Raw genomic sequence first — 19,916 nt, 5'->3', positions numbered from 1 at the left:
CAGCAGCCCAGTGGGAGCGGGCTTGCCCGCGATACAAACACCGCGACCTCACTGGCGCCCCAACCTGCCCTTCAGCGGTAATCCTCTACCGGTACGCACGCGCAGAACAGGTTGCGGTCGCCATACACGTTGTCGACCCGGTTCACCGCCGGCCAGTACTTGTGCATACGGGCATGCGCGCTGGGCGTCACCGCTTGAGCGATGCTGTATGGCCGCTCCCATATGCCGATAACATCCGCCAGGGTGTGCGGCGCACCTTTAAGCGGGTTGTCTTCAGCCGGCCAGTTGCCATTCTGTACTTCGGCAATTTCCGCGCGAATGCTCAACATCGCCTCGACAAACCGATCCAGCTCCGCCTTTGACTCACTCTCCGTCGGCTCGACCATCAACGTGCCGGGCACCGGAAAGGACATGGTCGGGGCATGGAAACCGTAATCCATCAGCCGTTTGGCGACATCCTCCTCGGTAATGCCGGTCAACGCCTTCAAGGGCCGCAGGTCAAGAATACACTCGTGCGCCACCCGCTCGTTGCGACCGCGATAGAGCACGGGGAATGCCCCACCCAATTGCTGAGCCAGGTAGTTCGCACAAAGAATCGCCACCTCGCTGGCGTCCGCCAATTGCGGCCCCATCATTGCGATATACATCCAACTGATTGGCAGGATACTGGCGCTCCCCCAGGGCGCGGCGCTGACTGCCGTGTTCTTCGGATCCGGCCCTGGCACCGGTACCACCGGGTGACTGGCGACAAAGGGCGCCAAGTGCGCCCGGACACCAATCGGCCCCATCCCCGGGCCTCCGCCGCCATGGGGTATGCAGAACGTCTTGTGCAGGTTCATGTGCGAAACATCGGCACCGATATCCGCAGGCCGGGCCAGGCCAACCTGGGCATTGAGGTTGGCGCCATCCATGTACACCTGACCACCATGGCTGTGGATAACTTCGCAGATCTCGACGATGCCCTCTTCATACACGCCGTGGGTCGAGGGATACGTTGCCATCAGGCAGGACAGCCGATGACCTGCCGCTTTGGCTTTGGCCTTGAGGTCGGCCAGGTCGACGTTGCCATCCTTGTCACACTCAACGATGACGACCTGCATACCGGCCATTTGTGCCGACGCAGGGTTGGTGCCATGGGCCGAGGCCGGAATCAGACAGATATCACGCTGGCCCTGCTGACGACTGCGGTGGTACTTGGCAATCGCCATCAACCCGGCATATTCACCCTGGGCACCGGAGTTGGGCTGCATGCAGACCGCGTCGAAGCCGGTAATCGCGCAGAGCCAGCCCTCAAGCTCATCGATCATGGCCTTGTAGCCCTGCGCCTGTGCTGCCGGCGCAAAGGGGTGCAGCTGTGCAAAACCCGGCCAGGTAATGGGGATCATCTCGCTGCTGGCATTGAGTTTCATGGTGCAAGAGCCCAGTGGAATCATCGACTGGTTCAGCGCCAGGTCCTTGTTCTCCAGCTGTTTGAGGTAGCGCAACATCTCGGTTTCGCTGTGGTGCAGGTTAAACACCGGGTGCGTCAGGTAGGCTGAGCGACGCACCAGCGCTGCAGGTATCCCCTCGGGCAAGGCATGCGTATCAAGGGTCGCGATGTCCAGGCCATGGTCGGCCCCCAGGAAGATATCGAACAGCCGCAACACTGTGGCTTCGCTGCAGGTTTCATCAAGGCTGACGCCAAGCTGACCGCGCCCCAGAATCCGCAGGTTGATCTGCGCCGCCTCGGCGCTCTGAATGATTGCCGTCTGGCTGCCCCCCACTTCCAGGGTCAGGGTGTCGAAAAAATGCTCATTGAGCCGTTTGATGCCCTTGCTCTCCAGCCCGGCAGCCAGGATAAAGGTCAAACGATGCACCCGCTGGGCAATCCGCTTCAGGCCTTCCGGCCCGTGATAGACCGCATAGAAACCGGCAATATTGGCCAGCAGCACCTGCGCCGTGCAAATGTTCGAGTTAGCCTTCTCCCGGCGAATGTGTTGCTCGCGGGTCTGCAGCGCCATGCGCAGCGCGAGGTTGCCGCGAGCGTCCTTGGACACGCCGATTATTCGCCCCGGCATTGCCCGCTTGAACTCGTCACGGCAAGCGAAATAGGCCGCATGCGGCCCGCCATACCCCATCGGCACGCCAAAGCGCTGGGTAGAGCCCAACACCACATCAGCCCCCAACTCACCCGGCGGCGCCAACAGCACCAGGCTCAGCAGGTCGGCGGCGACACACGCCAGTGCCTGCTGCGCATGCAACTGTTCGATGAACGGCCTCAGGTCGCGCACTTCGCCATGGGTATCGGGGTACTGCAACAAGGCACCGAACACCGAGTACTTGGCGAGGTTATCCACAGCGTCGATGACCAGTTCAAAGCCAAAACCATCGGCGCGGGTCTGCAACACCGAGAGGGTTTGTGGATGGCAGTGTTCATCGGCAAAAAACACATTGCTCTTCGACTTGGCAACGCGTCGGGCCAGGGCCATTGCTTCAGCCGCGGCGGTGGCTTCATCAAGGAGCGAGGCGTTGGCCAGATCCAATCCGCTCAGGTCGATGATCATCTGCTGGAAATTCAGCAACGCCTCGAGTCGTCCCTGGGCGATTTCGGGCTGATACGGCGTATAGGCCGTGTACCAACCAGGATTTTCCAGGACGTTACGCAGGATCACCGTTGGCGTGAGGGTACCGTGGTAGCCCATGCCGATAAGGCTGGTCCAGACCTGGTTCTGCTCAGCGTAGCCACGCAACTTCGCCAGCGCGGCCTCTTCATCGAGGGCGGGCGGCAAGTCGAGGGCACGGTTCAGGCGAATGCCGGGGGGGACCGTCTGTTCGATCAGCTCGATACGGCTGCCCAGGCCAAGGGCTTGGAGCATGGCCTGCTGCTCGCTGAGGTCAGGCCCCAGGTGGCGACGCAGGAATGGATTGGCGTCGTACAGTTGGCTCAGGGACGGCGACTGGGACATAGCGGCTCTCTCTTCCTAGACCAAACCTCGACCAGCCGAGGCATATTGAGTCTAGGAAGAGATTGCCGCTTGTGTCGGAAAACTATTCGCCGATGGCTGCTTTATAGCCCGCCGCGTCGAGCAACTTGTCCAGTTCAGCCGGGTTGCTTGGCTTCAGCTTGAAGATCCAGGCGCCATACGGGTCGCTGTTCAGCGACTCTGGGCTGTCGCTCAGGTCTTCGTTGACCGCGATGACTTCGCCGCTGATCGGGGCGTAGATATCCGAAGCGGCCTTGACCGACTCGACCACACCAGCGGTGTCGCCAGCGGCAAACACCATGCCCACTTCCGTCAACTCAACAAAGACTACATCGCCCAAGGCTTCCTGAGCGTGGTCACTGATGCCGACAGTGACACTACCGTCAGCTTCCAGACGTGCCCACTCATGGCTTTCGGCAAAACGCAGTTCGGCAGGGATATCGCTCATATTGTTGTCCTCGATAAGGTCAGCGGTCGGCCCGCCAGAATAAGTTCAGATCAGAATCTTGCCATGCCGCACAAACGTTGGCTTGACCACCCGTACCGGGTACCAGCGACCACGGATTTCTACTTCAGCACGATCGGCAGTGGCCATGGGCACACGTGCCAGAGCAATCGATTTGCTCAGCGTAGGGGAGAAACTACCACTGGTGATCTCCCCTTCGCCAACTTCGCTGATACGCACGACCTGATGGGCGCGTAATACCCCGCGCTCCTCCAGCACCAACCCGACCAACTTGAGCTGAGGCCCGGCATCACGTTCGGCCTCAAGGGCCGCACGACCGATGAAGTCACGCGTTGCCGGTTCCCAGGCAACGCTCCAGGCAAGGTTCGAGGTCAGCGGAGAATGCGCTTCGTCGATATCCTGGCCATAGAGGTTCATACCGGCTTCAAGACGCAAGGTATCCCGCGCACCCAGCCCGCTCGGGGCAATACCGGCACCGACCAGGTCGTTGAAGAACCCCGGCGCCTGAACGGCAGGGAGCATGATTTCCAGGCCATCCTCACCGGTATAACCGGTACGGGCGATGAACCAGTCGCCGTCGACAAAGCCCTCGAATGGCTTGAGCTCGCGAATCAATGCCGCACGTGACGCAGTCACCAGGTCAGCAACCCTTTCGCGGGCGTGAGGCCCCTGGACCGCCAGGATCGCCAACTCCGGGTGCTCCTGGATACTCACGTCGAAGCCAACCCGGCGCGCTTGCAGCCAGGCCAGGTCCTTGTCGCGGGTCGCGGCGTTGACCACCAGACGATAGCCGTCATCACAGCGGTAGACGATCATGTCGTCGATCACCCCACCCTGCTCGTTGAGCAGCGTGCTGTACAGGGCTTTGCCCGGAGCGCTCAGGCGCTCGATATCGTTGGCCAGCAGATACTGCAGCCACGCCGCTGCCTGAGCGCCGCCGATATCAATCACGGTCATGTGAGATACATCGAACACCCCGCAGTCGCGGCGCACTTGATGGTGCTCCTCGACTTGCGAGCCATAATGCAGGGGCATGTCCCAACCGCCAAAATCGACCATCTTGGCGCCGAGCGCCAAATGCAGGTCATAAAGAGGCGTACGCTGTCCCATGGGTTTCTCCTTCCGCGCGTGGCGAGGCTACGACCGGCAGCCATGCAGCTACCGACGCAACGAATGCCGCGCATTGTAGCTGCAAGGCAGGATGCTTACACCCTCAGTGCGCTTGACCAGGGTGCCGAGCCGACCGGCGAATCAGGGCGATGACCGGCAACAGCCCGACCAGCACCAGGCTCAGTGCCGGCAGTGAAGCGCGTGCCCACTCGCCCTCACTGGTCATTTCAAAGACTCGCACGGCCAGCGTGTCCCAGCCGAAAGGGCGTAGCAGCAGGGTGGCAGGCATTTCCTTGAGCACATCGACAAACACCAACAACGCCGCACTCAACGCACCGGGCACCAGCAAGGGCAGATAGACCTTGAAGAACAGACGCGGGCCCGCCACGCCAAGGCTGCGCGAAGCCTCCGGCAGCGACGGCCGAACCCGGGCAAGACTGCTTTCCAGCGGGCCATAGGCTACCGCGATAAACCGCACCAGATACGCCAGTATCAACGCACTGAGGCTGCCCAGCAGTAACGGCTTGCCAGCACCACCCAGCCAACTGGAGAGTGGGATGACCAGTTGCTTGTCCAGGTAACTGAACGCCAACATGATCGACACAGCCAGTACCGAACCAGGCAAGGCATAACCGAGGTTGGCCAGGCTGACGCCGACCCGGATGCCGCGAGTAGGTGCCTGCCGTCGGGCAAATGCCAGTACCAGCGCCACACAGACGGTGATCAACGCCGCCATCGCGCCCAGGTAAAGGGTATGCATGATCAACCCGGCATAACGTTCGTCGAGGTCGAAGCGACCACGCTGCCAGAACCACACCAGTAACTGCAGTACCGGAATCACAAAGGCACAGGCGAAGACCAACAGGCACCACCCCATCGCCGCAAACGCTTTCACCCCGCGCAGGTGATACAAGGCCTTGCCCCTCGGCCGTTCACTGCCACTGCGTGTTGCACCGCGTGCCCGGCGCTCGCCGTACAGCACCAGCATGACCGCCAGCAACAGCAGGCTGGCCAGTTGCGCTGCACTGGAAAGGCTGAAGAAGCCGTACCAGGTCTTGTAGATGGCGGTGGTGAAGGTATCGAAGTTGAACACCGAGACCGCGCCGAAGTCCGCCAGGGTTTCCATCAATGCCAACGCCACGCCCGCACCGATAGCGGGACGGGCCATGGGCAGGGCAACCCGCCAGAACGCCTGCAACGGCGAATGCCCTAACACCCGCGCCGCCTCCATCAAACCTTTGCCCTGAGCAATGAACGCCGTTCGGGCCAGCAGGTAGACGTAGGGGTAGAACACCAGCACCAGCACCGTGATCACGCCACCGGTTGAGCGCACCCGGGGCAGGCGCATCGGCCCGAACCACTCGCGCAGCAACGTTTGCACCGGCCCGGAAAAATCCAGCAACCCGACAAAGACAAACGCCAGTACATAGGCCGGGATGGCGAAGGGCAACATCAAGGCCCAATCAAGCCAGCGCCGCCCGGGAAACTCACAAAGGCTGGTCAGCCAGGCCAGGCTGACACCCAACAGGGTGACGCCAACGCCAACACCTGCGACCAGCGTAGCGGTATTGCCCAACAGGCGGGGCATTTGGGTTTCGAGCAGGTGCGACCAGATCTGCCGGTCGATCGACTCCCAGGACAGGAGCAAAACACTGATCGGCAACAGCACCAGGGTGACAACGGCGAAAACCAGGGGATACCAGCGGCGTTGGGCAGGGTGGGCCAAAGGGCGATGCTCTAGGTTTTAATGACTGTCGCCGGTAACACCTGCCCCTTGGGCGTTGGCGTTACCGGCGATGAGACCATAAAGGGGCGAACAAGAGTAAAGCCTGAGGCTTAGTTCCAGCCAGCCCGGTCCATCAAGCGAATCGCTTCCGCCTGACGCTTGCCTGCAACTTCCACTGGAAGGGCATCAGCCTTGAAGGTTCCCCAGGCAGCAACTTCCTCGGACGGTGCAACCTTCGGGTTGGCCGGGAATTCCTGGTTGATCGCAGCGAACATCTTCTGCGCATCCGCACCGGTCATCCACTCCACCAGGGCCTTGGCGGCCTCTGGGTGCGGCGCATACTTGGTCAGGCCGATACCCGAAAGGTTGACGTGAACACCGCGATCAGCCTGGTTGGGCCAGAACAGTTTGACCGGCAGTTGCGGGTCCTGCTGGTGCAAACGCCCGTAGTAATAGGTGTTGACGATACCGACATCGCACTGACCGGCCTTGATCGCCAGCAGCAGGGCCGTATCGTCGGAGAAGACATCCGTGGACAGGTTGTTCACCCAGCCCTTGATGATCTGTTCGGTTTTCTCGGCGCCATGAGTCTCGATCAGGGTGGCGGTCAGCGACTGGTTGTAGACCTTTTTCGCAGTGCGCAGGCACAGACGGCCTTCCCATTGCTTGTCGGCCAGCGCCTCGTAGGTGCTCAGCTCTTCCGGCTTGACCCGCTCGGTGGAGTAGACAATGGTTCGCGCGCGCAGGCTCAGGCCCGTCCAGTCGTGGGACGAGGCGCGGTACTGGGACGGGATGTTGGCGTCGATGACGGACGACTTGATCGGCTGCAGGATGCCCATTTGTTCAGCCTGCCAGAGGTTGCCGGCATCGACGGTGAGCAGCAGGTCGGCAGTGGCGTTCTCGCCCTCGGCCTTGATGCGCTGCATCAGCGGAGCTTCCTTGTCGGTGATGAACTTGATCTTCACCCCGGTCTTGGCCGTGTAGGCATCGAACACCGGCTTGATCAGTTCATCGATACGCGAGGAATACACCACCACTTCATCCGCCGCCTGGGCGGTGCCACCAAACAGGGTCAATGCCAGGGCGGCCAGTAAATGCTTGCGTGACAACATGGTAGCGGTCCTCGGAAGGCAAGAAAGGCGAAAATGGTAGTGAATCCCATTTGCCATCTCAACCTAACTCGCAACCGAGCAGTTACCAGATGTTGCAGACGCCTCAGGGCCGCGCCAACTCCGGCAGATCTCCGCTCAAGCCGAGGGCCTGACGCACAAACAGTGCCTTGGCTTCTGGCAATTGCTCGACCCACTTCAGGCCCGTATTGCGCAGCCAGCGCAGCGGCAACGGGTCGGCCTGGAACAACCGCTCAAAACCTTCCATTGCGGCCATCAAGGCCAGGTTGTGCGGCATCCGTCGCCGCTCGAAGCGACTCAGCACCCGCACATCGGCCAGCCGCTCGCCACGGTCCAGAGCGTTTAGCAGCTCCTCGGCCAGCACGGCCGCATCGAGAAAGCCCAGGTTGACGCCCTGCCCGGCCAACGGGTGAATGGTATGCGCGGCATCGCCTATCAACGCCAGGCCCTCGGCCACATAACGCTTGGCATGACGCTGGCGCAGCGGTACACACAGCCGCGGGTCGGCGCTCAGCACCTGGCCCAGACGGCCTTCAAAGGCACGCTCAAGCTCGGCGCAGAACGCTTCATCGGTCAGCGTCATCAAGCGCTCGGCCTGCTCCGGTGTGGTCGACCAGACAATCGAGCACCAGCCCTGCTCGCCGTCGCGCTGCAACGGTAGAAATGCCAGGGGGCCGTCGTCGGTGAAGCGCTGCCAGGCTGTGGCCTGATGGGCTTGGCTGCAGCGCACACTGGTCACAATGGCGTGGTGCAAATAATCCCACTCGCGGGTTTCACACCCCGTCAGGCGGCGCGCGGCCGAGTTCGCCCCGTCAGCCGCGATCACCAATGGAGCACGCAGCGTACGGCCATCGGCCAAGGTCAGCAGCCAGTCGTCACCGGAACGGCGCATCTGCTCCAGGCGCGCATTGGCCAGCAGGCCGATCTCGCTGTCATGCAGGCACTCAAGCAACGCATCCTGAACCACACGGTTCTCGACGATATGCCCCAACACCTCGGCATGCACGCTGGCTGCGGAGAAGTGGATACGACCTGTGCCGCTGCCATCCCAGACCTCCATCTGCCCGTACGGACAGACACGCCGGGCGCAGATGCCGTCCCAGGCGCCGAGCCGCTCAAGGATCCGCTGGCTGGCTACCGACAGGGCGCTGACCCGAGGCTCGAACGCCGCCTCGGCATCAAAGGGCTTGACCGACAGCGGGCTGCCATCGGCCAGCAGAATATTCAGGCCGCTGTGCTGCAGCGCCAACGCCAGGGCGCTGCCGACCATACCGGCACCGACAATCAACAGATCCGCGCGCATGTCCATGCCTTAAGCCTGTTTTGCTTGCGGCCGGAGCCGCAGATAAAGGGAAAGTGGTGTGTGAACCTTGAGCATGCTCAACCCTGCAGGTCCGACCGGGTGCCCAACCCCATTGCTTGTCGGGCAAACCAGCGTTTGGCCGGCGGCAGCAGGTCGAGCCCAAGCAAGCCCAGGTTGCGCCCGGCAGTCACCAGCGGCTGGTTGTTGCCAAACAGCCGGGTGACCCGGTCGGAAAAGCCGATGGTCAAGGTCTGGTCGAGGCGTTGACGCTCACAGTAAGCCTGTAACGTCGCCAGGTCACCGGGGGCTTGCGGCCCGGCGAGCAACGCTTCAGACAAGGCCTGGACGTCGCGCAACGACAGGTTGAAGCCCTGCCCGGCAATCGGGTGCAGGCTGTGCGCCGCATTGCCCAGCACCACCAGGTGTGGCCGCACCTGTTCCTGCGCTTCGACCAATGACAACGGATACAGGTGGCGAGCACCGACTTGGCACAATGCACCCAGCCGGTAGCCAAACACACCCTGCAATTCGTCGAGGAAGCGGCGCTCATCCAGCTCGGCCAAGCGCTTGGCGTCCATCCCCTTCCGGGTCCAGACCAGCGCGCAGCGGTTTTCCGGCAATGGCAGCAGCGCCATTGGCCCCTCATCGGTAAAGCGCTCAAAGGCTTGCCCGCAATGCGCTTCACTTGGCGTGATGTTGGCGATCAGTGCACTCTGGTTGTAAGGCCGAGTCGTGACATGAATCCCCAATTGCTCGCGCAGGCTGGAGCGGCCACCGTCGGCCAGTACCGCCAGGTCGCAGTCAATGCTCGTGTCATCGTTGAGCGACAGACGATAACCGTCTTCCAGCGCCTGCATGGCCGTCACTTCGGCAGGGCAGCGCCAGCTGACGACCTCTGGGTCCAACCCCTTCCACAGGCACTGCCCCAACCAGGCATTTTCCACCACATAACCCAGTGCCGGTACACCCTCTTCCATTGCGCTCAGACGGGCCGCGCCGAAACGCCCCCGATCGGACACCTGGATCTGCAGGATCGGCTCGGCACGGTGACTGATCGCCTGCCACAACCCCAGCCGTTCATAGATCTGTCGGGTACCGAAGGACAACGCCGATGAGCGCGCATCGTAACTGGGCTGATAACTGTCGCCGGGCGCGAACGGCTCGATCAGCAGGATCTTCCAGCCCCGCGCCTTGGCTCCGGCCTGCAGCGCCAGGGCAAGACTGGCCCCCACCAGGCCACCGCCAATGATTGCCAGATTGACCCGGTTCATGCGGCCTGGCTTCGCGCAGCAGCCATCAAGGCTTCGATTTCGGCGACTGTTTTCGGCACACCCGCCGTCAGAACGTCACACCCATGCTTGGTTACCACTACGTCGTCCTCGATGCGTATGCCGATACCGCGCCATTTTTTCGCGACATGCATATTGTCCGCAGAGATGTAGATCCCTGGCTCAACCGTCAGGGTCATGCCCGGCTCAAGTACGCGCCACTGACCACCGACCTTGTAGTCACCGACATCGTGTACGTCCATCCCCAGCCAGTGCCCGGCGCGGTGCATGTAAAAAGCCTTGTACGCCTCGCACTCGATCAATTCTTCTACCTCGCCCGCGAGTAGACCCAACGCCACCAGCCCTTCGGTAATCACCTGCACTGTCGCTTCGTGCGCGTGGTTCCAGTGTTTACCCGGCGCAATTTCCTCGAAAGCCGCCATCTGCGCCTTGAGCACCAACTCGTAGATGGCTTTCTGCTCTGGCGAAAAGGTGCCACTGACCGGAAACGTCCGGGTGATATCGCTGGCGTAGCAATCGATCTCACAACCGGCGTCGATCAACACCAGGTCGCCGTTCTTCAACGGTGCATCGTTTTCCTGATAGTGCAGAATGCAGCTGTTACGCCCAGCCGCGACGATCGAGCCATAAGCCGGCATCTTCGCCCCGCCCTTGCGAAACTCGTAATCCAGTTCGGCTTCAAGGCTGTATTCGTGCAAGCCCGCCCGGCAGGCTTGCATCGCCCGCACATGGGCACGCGCCGAAATGGCCGCGGCTTCGCGCATCACCTTCACTTCCGCTGCCGATTTATACAGACGCATGTCATGCAGCAGATGATCCAGGGCAACGAATTCGTTGGGCGGCTGCGCGCCGAGGCGCGCCTTGGAGCGAATCACGTTGATCCACTCCATCAAATGGCGGTCGAACTCGGCATTGCTGCCCATCGCCGAATAGACCCGGTCGCGGCCCTCGATCAACCCCGGAAGGATCTCGTCGATGTCGGCGATCGGGAAGGCGTCATCGGCGCCGAAATCACGAATGGCGCCCTCCTGCCCGGCCCGCAGGCCATCCCATAGCTCACGCTCGGGATTGCGCTCACGACAAAACAGCACATATTCACCGTGCTCACGCCCAGGAATCAGCGCAATCACGGCCTCCGGCTCAGGAAAGCCGCTCAGGTACTGGAAGTCGCTGTCCTGACGATACACGTGCTCGACATCGCGGTTGCGTATGGCGACCGCAGCCGCGGGCAGAATGGCGATGCTGTTGGGCTCCATCTGCGCCATCAGCGCCTTTCGCCGGCGGGCGTATTCCGACTTGGGGATGTGGGTCATGGGCAGATGGCGTCCTGGCAAAAATCAGTGCAGGGAAGGTTTCGCAGCGGCCGGGGCAGGCTTGGCCAGCTCCGTGTAAAGCAGCAACGGCGCGACGCGCAGGTATTCCATGACTTCCATGTAGTCGCTCTCGCCGTCCTCAGACTCTTCCAGTGCATCCTGGACCTGGGAAATGGCGGCCAGGTCCTGCAGCACTTCCTTGGCTTCAGTGCTCAACGTCAGGCCGCCCGAGTTCAAGCCGAACCCGTCAAGGAAGCCACGGCACCATTGGCCCAGCGCAACGGCACGCTCGGTCAGCGGCGCGTCGTCGCCCGGCAGCAGCAAGACGATGGTGATGTCTTCACCTGTGAGTTCGGCCTTGACCATTTCCTGCAAGCCAATCAGGGCATTGCGAACATTGTCGGCAGGCTCGGCTTCAAGCAGGTGGGCTGCATCGGCCAACCAGCTGTCGGCATCGAAGCCGGCACCTGTGCAGCTACGCCCGAGCAACAGCCCGTGCAGTTCGGCAGGAGAAACTGGATGACCGCCGCTGCTCAGCAGGGCGGCGAATGCGGTGTACGGCGAGTTGGTATTGGGCATGGGCAACTAGGCGCCAGACGGCGCAATGACTAGAATGAAGACCTTGTATCCTAGCACCGGCAGGCGCGCCAAGACCATCGACGCGGCCAACTCGGGGCTGGCAGGGCATAATCGCCGGGAACTCAGGCACACCCAATCGAGTGGCATTTCATGCAAGAGACCGAGCTGCAAGCGCTGATGGGCCGACTCGAACTGTTGATTGAACGGGTCGAGCAACTAAAACGGCAAAACGCACTCTTATTAGCTCAGGAAAAATCCTGGCGTGAGGAACGCGCCCACCTCATCGAAAAAAATGAAATCGCCCGGCGTAAGGTCGAATCGATGATTTTGCGGCTCAAGGCCCTGGAGCAAGACTCATGAGTTCAAGCAATAGCGTCACCGTTCAGATCCTCGACAAAGAGTACTCGATCATCTGTCCACCGGAAGAGCGCAGTAACCTGATCAGTGCCGCACGCTATCTGGATGGCAAAATGCGCGAAATCCGCAGCAGCGGCAAGGTGATCGGCGCCGATCGCATCGCGGTCATGGCAGCCCTCAACATCACCCACGATTTGCTGCACCGGCAGGAGCGCCCTGCCCCTCAAGTCGGTGGAGCCACCCGCGAACAGGTGCGCGACCTGCTGGAACGCGTCGATCAGGCCCTCGCCAACGATGCCGATACACCATCCAATTGAGTTTCAGGTATACTCCCGATCACTCCCTGGAGTGCTTGCCAGTCGGTCATGTCCCTGAGCCGATACGCACAACCACGGGGGTTGCACGCTGGGGCCGGTGTGCATGTCCGCCTGACGGAAAGCCTTAACGCCCCCTGCAATCTCCACCTTGAACTTTCGGGTTCAAGGGCTACACCGACAGCGGTTCGTCGGGGAGCCTGATTATTCCTGCGCCTGCCTGCCTTGGCACGCGCATACGCGCTGCCGCACACAACTGGCAGTTGCCCAAGAGACCGCCCGTGCCATGACCGACACCGCGCTGCTCACCCGCCCCCAGCTACGCCGCCTGCTTCGCGATGCCCGTCGCGCATTGACGCTTGCCGAACAACGCCGGGCGGCCCAAGACCTGTATCGCCAACTGGCACAGCATCCGCTGTTCCGTCGCGCCCGGCATATTGCCCTGTACCTGCCCAACGACAGCGAAATCGACCCGCGCCTGCTACTGCGCGAGGCCCAGCGCCGTGGCAAGCACACCTACCTGCCAGTACTGCACGCCTGGCCGAAGACCAAGATGGCCTTTCAGCGCGTTGAAGCCGGCGAGAAGCTACGCCCCAACCGCTTCCGCATTCCTGAACCCGTGATTAGCCAGGCACGACAACGCCCGGTATGGGCACTGGACCTGGTCCTGCTACCGCTGGTGGGGTTCGATGAAATTGGCGGGCGCCTGGGCATGGGGGGTGGCTTCTACGACCGAAGCCTGGCCTATCTGGCACATCGCAAGACCTGGAAGAAACCACTGCTACTGGGGCTGGCGCATGAGTGTCAGAAGGTTGAGCGACTGGCTCAAGCCAGTTGGGATGTTCCGCTTCAAGGAACCGTCTCGGACAAGGGCTGGTACCTGGCGCACTAAGCGCAGGCACGCCATCGATCAACGCTGTTGCGGGATGACCGACACTTCGTAGTTGGTATCGAGCTTGCGTTCCCAGAGGCTTTCCGCATAACCGGTAGTGACCACACCCAAACCGAACAGAAAAACGAGTACCCAGATCATATCCGGTTTGCGATTCATCGATTGCCCCCCTCAGGCAAACTGATCACGATGGCAGCAACGGTTAGCGAGGTAGGCCGTGCAGCAGCGTCTAGCTTAAAACCCGCGCATTCTCCGACAACCTGAAGCGACACGCAAACGTTGACGTCAACCGGCTGTCGGTTTCGCGCTAGAGGTTGTTTCCAATTTTTTCAGGAGCACTGTCCATGGCCTATTGGCTGATGAAATCCGAGCCCGACGAGCTCTCGATCCAAGACCTGGCCGCACTCGGCGAAACCCGCTGGGACGGTGTGCGCAACTATCAGGCCCGTAATTTCATCCGCTCGATGGCTGTTGGCGATGCGTTCTTTTTCTACCATTCCAGTTGCCCGGAACCGGGTATCGCCGGTATTGCCCGGATCACCTCGACCGCTTACCCGGACCCCACGGCACTCGACCCCGAGAGCCACTACTTCGACGCCAAGGCCAATGCCGAGAAGAACCCGTGGAGCGCAATAGATGTGATTCATGTCGAGACATTCACAAAGGTGCTTGGCCTGGGTTACCTGAAACAACAACTGGCCCTCGCCGAGCTGCCACTGGTACAGAAAGGCAGCCGCCTGTCGGTCATGCCGGTGACCGCTGAACAGTGGAGCGCTGTACTCGCCTTGCGCTGAACAGGTTAGGATTCCTACTCAATTGACGGATATCAACCCGGCTAAATGGGAAACCGTCACACTGACGTCATTGCCGCAGGATGCTTGAACAATGTCGCTTAGCCAACACACACCCAGACTTTTCGCCGGCGCCCTGATTGCGCTGCTCATGGCAGCAGGGGGCCTGGGTTACTGGAAATCACTGCATGATCGCCTGCCCGAAGGCCTGAGCCAGGGCAACGGTCGGCTTGAGGCCACCGAAGTGCAGATCGCCAGCAAGGTTCCCGGACGCCTGGCCGACGTGCTGGTAGATGAAGGCGACACCGTGAAGCAAGGGCAGTTGCTGGCCCGTATCGACACCCGCACCCTTGAGGCACAACGCAGCCAGGCCGAAGCGGAAGTGCTGCGCGCCAAGCAAAACTACGCTGCGGCCCAGGCCAACGTGCAGTTGCGCCAGAGCGAACTGCTGCTTGCCAGCCAGGAACTGCGGCGCAGCCGCGAACTGTTCCAGCGCAAGTACGCCAGCCAGCAACTGCTCGATCAGCAGCAGGCTCGCTTCGACACCAGCAGCTCGGCAGTGGTCGCCGCCCGCGCACAACTGGCGGCCATCAATGCAGCGATTGGTGCAGCACAGGCCCAGGTCGAACAGTTGACCAGCGAGATTGACGACAGCAGCCTGCGCGCGCCCATCGACGGGGTGATCCAGTTACGCCTGGCCGAGCCCGGCGAGGTACTTGCAGCAGGCGGGCGCGTATTGCTGCTGATCGATCCCAACGATCAGTACATGAACCTCTACCTGCCGGCCTCGACCGCAGGCAAGCTGACGATGGGCGATCAGGCGCGGATCGTACTCGATGCCCTTCCCGACAAAGCCCTACCCGCCAAGATCACCTTCGTCGCCGCCAAGGCCCAGTTCACCCCTAAACAAGTGGAAACCCGTGACGAACGCCAGAAACTGGTGTTCCGGGTCAAGCTGCGCCTGACCGACCCGAGCGCACAGCCTCAAGCCAAGCCCGGCATGCCGGGAGCGGGCTATGTGCGCACAGCTCCCGTGGACTGGCCGGCCAACCTGCAATGAGTGCGCTGGCACTGCAGGCCACAGGTATCAACCATCGCTACGGCACCGTAGTGGCTCTGCAGGACATCAGCTTCGAGCTGCCGGCCGGCACCCGTTGCGGGCTGATCGGCCCCGACGGTGCGGGCAAGTCCAGCCTGCTGGGGCTGATTGCCGGAGTAAAGAAGCTGCAGACTGGCGAATTGCAGGTGCTCGACGGTTCGATCGGTGAACGTCGCCATCGCCGCAGCCTGTATTCGCGCATCGCCTTCATGCCGCAAGGACTGGGCAACAACCTCTACCCTGACCTGTCGATACGCGAGAACATCAGCTTCTTCGCCACCCTGTTCGGCCTGCCCCGCGCAGAATGTGAGCGGCGCATGCACGAGTTGCTGCTGGCCACTGACCTGGTGCGTTTCGCTGATCGCCCCGCCGGAAAGCTCTCGGGCGGCATGAAACAGAAGCTCGGGCTGTGTTGCGCGCTGATCCACGATCCCGACTTGCTGATCCTCGACGAACCGACCACCGGCGTAGACCCGTTGTCACGGCGACGCTTCTGGGAGCTGGTGGAGCAGGTGCGCCGCGAGCGCCCTCAACTGACCCTGCTGGTCGCCACCGCCTACATGGAAGAAGCCGAGCAGTTCGAGCATTGCCTGATGCTCGACCGTGGGCGCCTGATCGCCGCCGGGCCCAGCCGGGCACTGGCCGCCGTCACCCCCAGCGACAAACTCGACGACGCCTTCACCCATTTTCAGGGCGACAGCAAACGCAGCGGGCAACCCTTGCACATACCACCAAGGGCCGACGGCAACGCCGAGATCGCCATCGAAGCCCATGAACTGACCCTGCGTTTTGGCGACTTCACCGCAGTCGACAAGGTCAGCTTCGCTATTGGTCGCGGCGAGATCTTCGGTTTTCTTGGCTCCAACGGGTGCGGCAAGACCACCACCATGAAGGTCCTGACCGGCCTGATGCCCGCCAGCGAAGGCAGCGCCAGCCTGCTCGGACGGCCAGTGGATGCCAGCGACCTGGCCACCCGCAAACGGGTCGGCTTCATGTCCCAGAGCTTTTCCCTGTACGGTGAACTGAGTGTGCGGCAAAACCTTGAGCTGCACGCACGCCTGTTCGACCTGCCCAGTGCCGAGAGCCGCCCACGCATCGCCGAACTGATCCAGCGTTTCGATTTGAACAGCGTGGCCGACCAACAGTCCGGCGCACTCCCCCTGGGGATTCGCCAACGGCTTTCGCTTGCCGTGGCAGTGCTGCACCGGCCGGAAGTGCTGATCCTCGACGAACCGACCTCCGGAGTCGATCCAGCCGCCCGCGACGACTTCTGGCGCCTGCTGATCGAGCTGTCACGGGAACAGGGCGTCACCATCTTCCTCTCCACCCACTTCATGAACGAAGCACAACGCTGCGACCGTATCTCGTTGATGCACGCAGGCCAGGTACTGGCCTGTGACACACCGGCCGCGCTGCAGAAACAGTTCGCCGGTGACACCCTGGAAGATGCCTTCGTGCGCTGTCTGGAGCAGGCCCAGGGCCCGGTGGAGACGCCTGTCAGTGACACGCCGCTGAACGCGGTGTCCGCGCCGACATTGCTGCGCCAGCGCCGAGGCTTCAGCCTCAAGCGCCTGTTCGCCCTGGCAAATCGAGAGGGCAAGGAGCTACTGCGGGACAAAGTACGCCTGGCCTTTGCCTTGCTCGGCGCACTGTTCATGATGGTGATCTTTGGTTTCGGGATCTCGCTGGACGTCGAGAACCTCGCCTTTGCGGTGTATGACCAGGACCAAAGCCCGCAAAGTCGCGCCTACCTGGAGGCGTTTCGTGGTTCACGCTATTTCGATGAGCAGGCACCGATAACCGATCTGGACCAAATGCACCGGCGGTTGCAACGTTCCGAAATCAAGCTGGCACTAGAGATACCGCCTGGCTTTGGTCGTGACCTATACGCTGGCCGTCAGCCAACCGTAGCGGCATGGCTCGACGGCGGCATGCCGTTCCGCGCCGAGACCAGCCGAAACTATGTCGAAGCCGTGCATCAGGGCAACCTGGAATTGCTGGCGTCCTTGAGCAGTGCAGCGAGGCCGGCGCAGCCACTGGTCAATCTGGAAACGCGCTTTCGCTACAACCAGGATGTGGTCAGCGTAAACGCCATCGGCCCTGGGGTCATGGCGCTGATTCTGGCCTTCATTCCGGCCATGCTGACCGCACTGGGCATTGTCCGGGAAAAGGAACTGGGCTCGATTACCAACTTCTATGCCACACCGCTGACACGCCTGGAGTTTCTGCTGGGCAAGCAGGTGCCTTACTTGATCGTCAGTCTGATCAACCTGGCGCTGCTGGTGGCGATGAACCGCTGGCTGTTCGGCGTGCCGTTCAAGGGCAGCGCCTTCGCACTGGCGTGCGGTGGCGTGCTCTATCTGTTGGCGACCACCAGCATGGGAATGCTGATCTCGGCCTTCACCCGCACCCAGATTGCCGCAATCCTCGGCACCATGATCATCACCAGCCTGCCGACCATTCAGTTCTCCGGGCTGATCGTGCCACGCTCGTCACTCGATGGCACCGCAGCGCTGATGGGGCAACTGTTCCCTGCCGGTTACTTCCTCGACATCGCCGTCGGCACCTTCACCAAGGCCCTGAGCCTGCGTGAGCTGTGGCCACAATGCCTGGCGCTGCTAGGGTTCTTTCTTGCCTTCACGGGATTGAGCCTGGCCATGTTGAAAAAGCAGGAGGCCTGATGCATCGCCTTGCCCATATTCTGCGTCTGGGGCTGAAAGAGCTGACCAGCCTGCGCCATGACAGCGTACTGCTGCTGTTCCTGTTCTATGCCTTCAGTGTGGCCATCTACATGCCGGCAGCAGGCTCCGTGATAGGCGTGCACAACGCCAGCGTCGCAGTGGTCGATGAAGACCACAGCCTGATTTCACGCAAGCTTACCCAAGCCTTGCAACCTCCCGAGTTCCAGACGGCAACCGCCCTGCCCTATGACCAGATCGACCAGGCGCTGGACAAGGGTCGATACACGTTCGTGATCAACATACCGGCGAGCTTCCAGACTGACCTGCTGGCAGGGCGCTCGCCCGAGCTGCAGATCAATGTGGACGCTACCGCCATGAGCCAGGCGTTCATGGGGGCTGGTTACATCGGGCGGATTTTTGAACGTGAGCTGCTCGACTATGCCAACCCGGGCTCGACCGTTGAGCGGGCGCCGGCCTTGTTGACCAATCGGGCGTTGTTCAACACCAACCTGGAGGGTGGCTGGTTCCTGGCGGTGATCCAGATCGTCAACAACATCACCATTCTGGCGATCATCCTGACCGGCACAGCGCTGCTTCGTGAACGCGAGCACGGCACCCTCGACCACCTGCTGGTACTGCCATTGACCGCGCTGGAAATCATGCTGGCGAAGATTGGCAGCAACGCCCTGGTGGTGGTGCTGTGCACCTGGGTATCGCTGGAGGTGGTGGTCAAAGGTGCGCTGGGCGTACCGCTGGCAGGGTCGCTCGGGCTGTTCCTGGCGGTGACCGCACTCTATCTGTTCGCCAGTACGGCCTTGGGGATCTTCCTCGCCACACTGGCGCGCTCAACCCCGCAGTTCGGCCTGTTGGCGATTCCGGTGATTATCCCGATGCTGTTGCTCTCGGGTGGCAGTACGCCGGTGGACAGCATGCCGCAGTGGCTGCAGTGGGTCATGCAGGGCTCGCCGTCGACCCACTTCGTCAGCCTCGCCGCCGCCATCCTGTTCCGCGATGCCGGCGTCGACGTGGTCTGGCCAGACCTGCTCGCGCTAGGCGCGATCGGCCTGTTGTTCTTCAGCATCGCATTGGCGCGCTTCAGACGAACCCTGACCTCCTGATTACTGCACGATCAGGTTGTTGAACAGCAAGTCTTCGACGATCGGCTTGCCCTCTTCGTCATTGAGCACCTGCTGGACCTGCTTCAGCGCTTCCTGACGCAGTTTTTCCTTGGACTCGACATTGCTCATGCTCTCCAGGTTCTGCTGGGTAAACAGTGCGACGAGCTGGTTGCGAATCAGTGGCTCATGGTGCTTGACCGCTGCGGCGGCGGCCTCACCGGTCACCCGCAGGGCAACATCAGCCTTGTACACGTGCAGCTTCGGCCCACCGTCGAGGGCATAGTTGCCAACAAAGGGCGGCGTCAGGGAGATGTAGGCCACTTTCGGTGCATCTTCCTTGGACTCCTCGGCCATAGCAGCCGCAGGCAGCATCAGCGCCACCAGCATCACGATCCACGCTTTCACGAATTCACTCCTCAAACAGTTGGCGCCAGCATACCCAGCGCTTTTGGCAAACCCAAGCCCGGGCTTATGCCAGCCTATCAAGCCGGGCCATGCTCGTTGACCCCAAACCCGCCCTTCTACACTTATCGGCCAGCACACGCAAAGGAATAGCCCCGATGAAAGCCGCAGTGCCTCCCCCAGACCACTGACCGAACAAATCCTCGCCAACCTCGGGATCTTTCCTTGAAACGCGCCCTCCAATCGCCTGACCCGCGTGTCCTAACTGACAAGGAAGACGACCATGACTCGCCCAAACCCATTGCCTGCCCTTGACCCCAACGACCTGCTCAAACTGCTCATCGCACTGCACAGGGCCATTACTGCCGACGGCTGACGCGCAT

The 19,916-nt window shown here is 61.6% G+C and carries 18 protein-coding genes and 1 other RNA gene; 8 read left to right on the top strand and 11 right to left on the bottom strand.

The annotated features are described in order from the left end of the window. Positions 1–71: 71 nt before the first annotated feature. The 9 genes from gcvP to IE038_RS01315 all read right to left on the bottom strand — a co-directional run bounded on the left by gcvP (position 72) and on the right by IE038_RS01315 (position 11,879). Complete coding sequence (gene gcvP, locus IE038_RS01355; protein WP_189394987.1) at positions 72–2,945, bottom strand: aminomethyl-transferring glycine dehydrogenase; 2,874 nt, start codon at positions 2,943–2,945, stop codon at positions 72–74. An 82-nt stretch (positions 2,946–3,027) separates the two neighbouring features. Further along, the gene (gene gcvH, locus IE038_RS01350) at positions 3,028–3,411 is read right to left on the bottom strand and encodes a glycine cleavage system protein GcvH (RefSeq protein ID WP_163932012.1); all 384 of its coding nucleotides are present in this window, start codon (positions 3,409–3,411) and stop codon (positions 3,028–3,030) included. Between the two features lie 45 nt (positions 3,412–3,456). Next, entirely contained in the window at positions 3,457–4,539 is a 1,083-nt protein-coding gene (gcvT, locus tag IE038_RS01345; RefSeq protein WP_163932015.1) for a glycine cleavage system aminomethyltransferase GcvT, read from the bottom strand. A 103-nt stretch (positions 4,540–4,642) separates the two neighbouring features. After that, positions 4,643–6,265, bottom strand: a complete 1,623-nt coding sequence (locus IE038_RS01340; protein WP_189394986.1) for an ABC transporter permease — start codon at positions 6,263–6,265, stop codon at positions 4,643–4,645. A 110-nt stretch (positions 6,266–6,375) separates the two neighbouring features. Continuing rightward, entirely contained in the window at positions 6,376–7,377 is a 1,002-nt protein-coding gene (locus IE038_RS01335; protein ID WP_163932018.1) for an extracellular solute-binding protein, read from the bottom strand. A 103-nt stretch (positions 7,378–7,480) separates the two neighbouring features. After that, complete coding sequence (locus tag IE038_RS01330) at positions 7,481–8,698, bottom strand: 2-octaprenyl-3-methyl-6-methoxy-1,4-benzoquinol hydroxylase (protein ID WP_163932077.1); 1,218 nt, start codon at positions 8,696–8,698, stop codon at positions 7,481–7,483. Positions 8,699–8,775: 77 nt separating this feature from the next. Beyond that, positions 8,776–9,969: a 2-octaprenyl-6-methoxyphenyl hydroxylase gene (ubiH, locus tag IE038_RS01325; protein WP_189394985.1), complete on the bottom strand. Its 1,194-nt coding sequence runs from the start codon at positions 9,967–9,969 to the stop codon at positions 8,776–8,778. Next, positions 9,966–11,300 (bottom strand): Xaa-Pro aminopeptidase, encoded by a 1,335-nt coding sequence (gene pepP, locus IE038_RS01320; RefSeq protein ID WP_189394984.1) that lies wholly within the window; start codon positions 11,298–11,300, stop codon positions 9,966–9,968. Before pepP ends, ubiH begins: the two co-directional genes overlap by 4 nt. A 24-nt stretch (positions 11,301–11,324) precedes the next feature. Next, positions 11,325–11,879, bottom strand: a complete 555-nt coding sequence (locus IE038_RS01315; RefSeq protein ID WP_163932021.1) for a YecA/YgfB family protein — start codon at positions 11,877–11,879, stop codon at positions 11,325–11,327. A gap of 150 nt (positions 11,880–12,029) precedes the next feature. Here IE038_RS01315 and IE038_RS01310 point away from each other — a divergent pair, with 150 nt between their 5' ends. From IE038_RS01310 to IE038_RS01295, 4 genes are all read left to right on the top strand, one after another. Further along, positions 12,030–12,239, top strand: a complete 210-nt coding sequence (locus tag IE038_RS01310) for a TIGR02449 family protein (protein ID WP_065760050.1) — start codon at positions 12,030–12,032, stop codon at positions 12,237–12,239. Then, entirely contained in the window at positions 12,236–12,553 is a 318-nt protein-coding gene (locus IE038_RS01305) for a cell division protein ZapA (RefSeq protein WP_065760049.1), read from the top strand. Before IE038_RS01310 ends, IE038_RS01305 begins: the two co-directional genes overlap by 4 nt. Positions 12,554–12,573: 20 nt before the next feature. After that, positions 12,574–12,752: non-coding RNA, 6S RNA (ssrS, locus tag IE038_RS01300), on the top strand. An 84-nt stretch (positions 12,753–12,836) separates the two neighbouring features. Continuing rightward, positions 12,837–13,442, top strand: a complete 606-nt coding sequence (locus IE038_RS01295; protein WP_189394983.1) for a 5-formyltetrahydrofolate cyclo-ligase — start codon at positions 12,837–12,839, stop codon at positions 13,440–13,442. Positions 13,443–13,460: 18 nt separating this feature from the next. On the opposite strand, the gene IE038_RS01290 is transcribed toward IE038_RS01295, so the two are convergent. After that, the gene (locus tag IE038_RS01290) at positions 13,461–13,601 is read right to left on the bottom strand and encodes a hypothetical protein (protein WP_167523945.1); all 141 of its coding nucleotides are present in this window, start codon (positions 13,599–13,601) and stop codon (positions 13,461–13,463) included. A gap of 185 nt (positions 13,602–13,786) precedes the next feature. Here IE038_RS01290 and IE038_RS01285 point away from each other — a divergent pair, with 185 nt between their 5' ends. From IE038_RS01285 to IE038_RS01270, 4 genes are all read left to right on the top strand, one after another. Next, on the top strand, positions 13,787–14,236 hold the full coding sequence (locus IE038_RS01285; protein WP_163932037.1) for an EVE domain-containing protein: 450 nt from the start codon (positions 13,787–13,789) through the stop codon (positions 14,234–14,236). A gap of 91 nt (positions 14,237–14,327) precedes the next feature. Then, positions 14,328–15,293, top strand: a complete 966-nt coding sequence (locus IE038_RS01280; RefSeq protein WP_163932040.1) for an HlyD family secretion protein — start codon at positions 14,328–14,330, stop codon at positions 15,291–15,293. Further along, positions 15,290–18,013 carry a ribosome-associated ATPase/putative transporter RbbA gene (rbbA, locus tag IE038_RS01275; protein ID WP_189394982.1) on the top strand — a complete coding sequence of 908 codons (2,724 nt, stop codon included), beginning with the start codon at positions 15,290–15,292 and terminating at the stop codon, positions 18,011–18,013. Before IE038_RS01280 ends, rbbA begins: the two co-directional genes overlap by 4 nt. Continuing rightward, entirely contained in the window at positions 18,013–19,131 is a 1,119-nt protein-coding gene (locus tag IE038_RS01270; protein ID WP_163932043.1) for an ABC transporter permease, read from the top strand. Before rbbA ends, IE038_RS01270 begins: the two co-directional genes overlap by 1 nt. Here the strand turns inward: IE038_RS01270 and IE038_RS01265 are convergent, their stop codons facing one another. Next, positions 19,132–19,536: a flagellar basal body-associated protein FliL gene (locus IE038_RS01265; protein ID WP_065760044.1), complete on the bottom strand. Its 405-nt coding sequence runs from the start codon at positions 19,534–19,536 to the stop codon at positions 19,132–19,134. It lies immediately after the preceding gene. Positions 19,537–19,916 lie beyond the last annotated feature (380 nt).

Origin of the sequence: Pseudomonas laurentiana, assembly GCF_014648275.1 — a bacterium.
Taxonomy (GTDB): Bacteria; Pseudomonadota; Gammaproteobacteria; order Pseudomonadales; family Pseudomonadaceae; genus Aquipseudomonas; species Aquipseudomonas laurentiana.
Note: the sequence above shows the minus strand (reverse complement) of the source record. Positions and strands in the feature narration are given on the sequence as shown.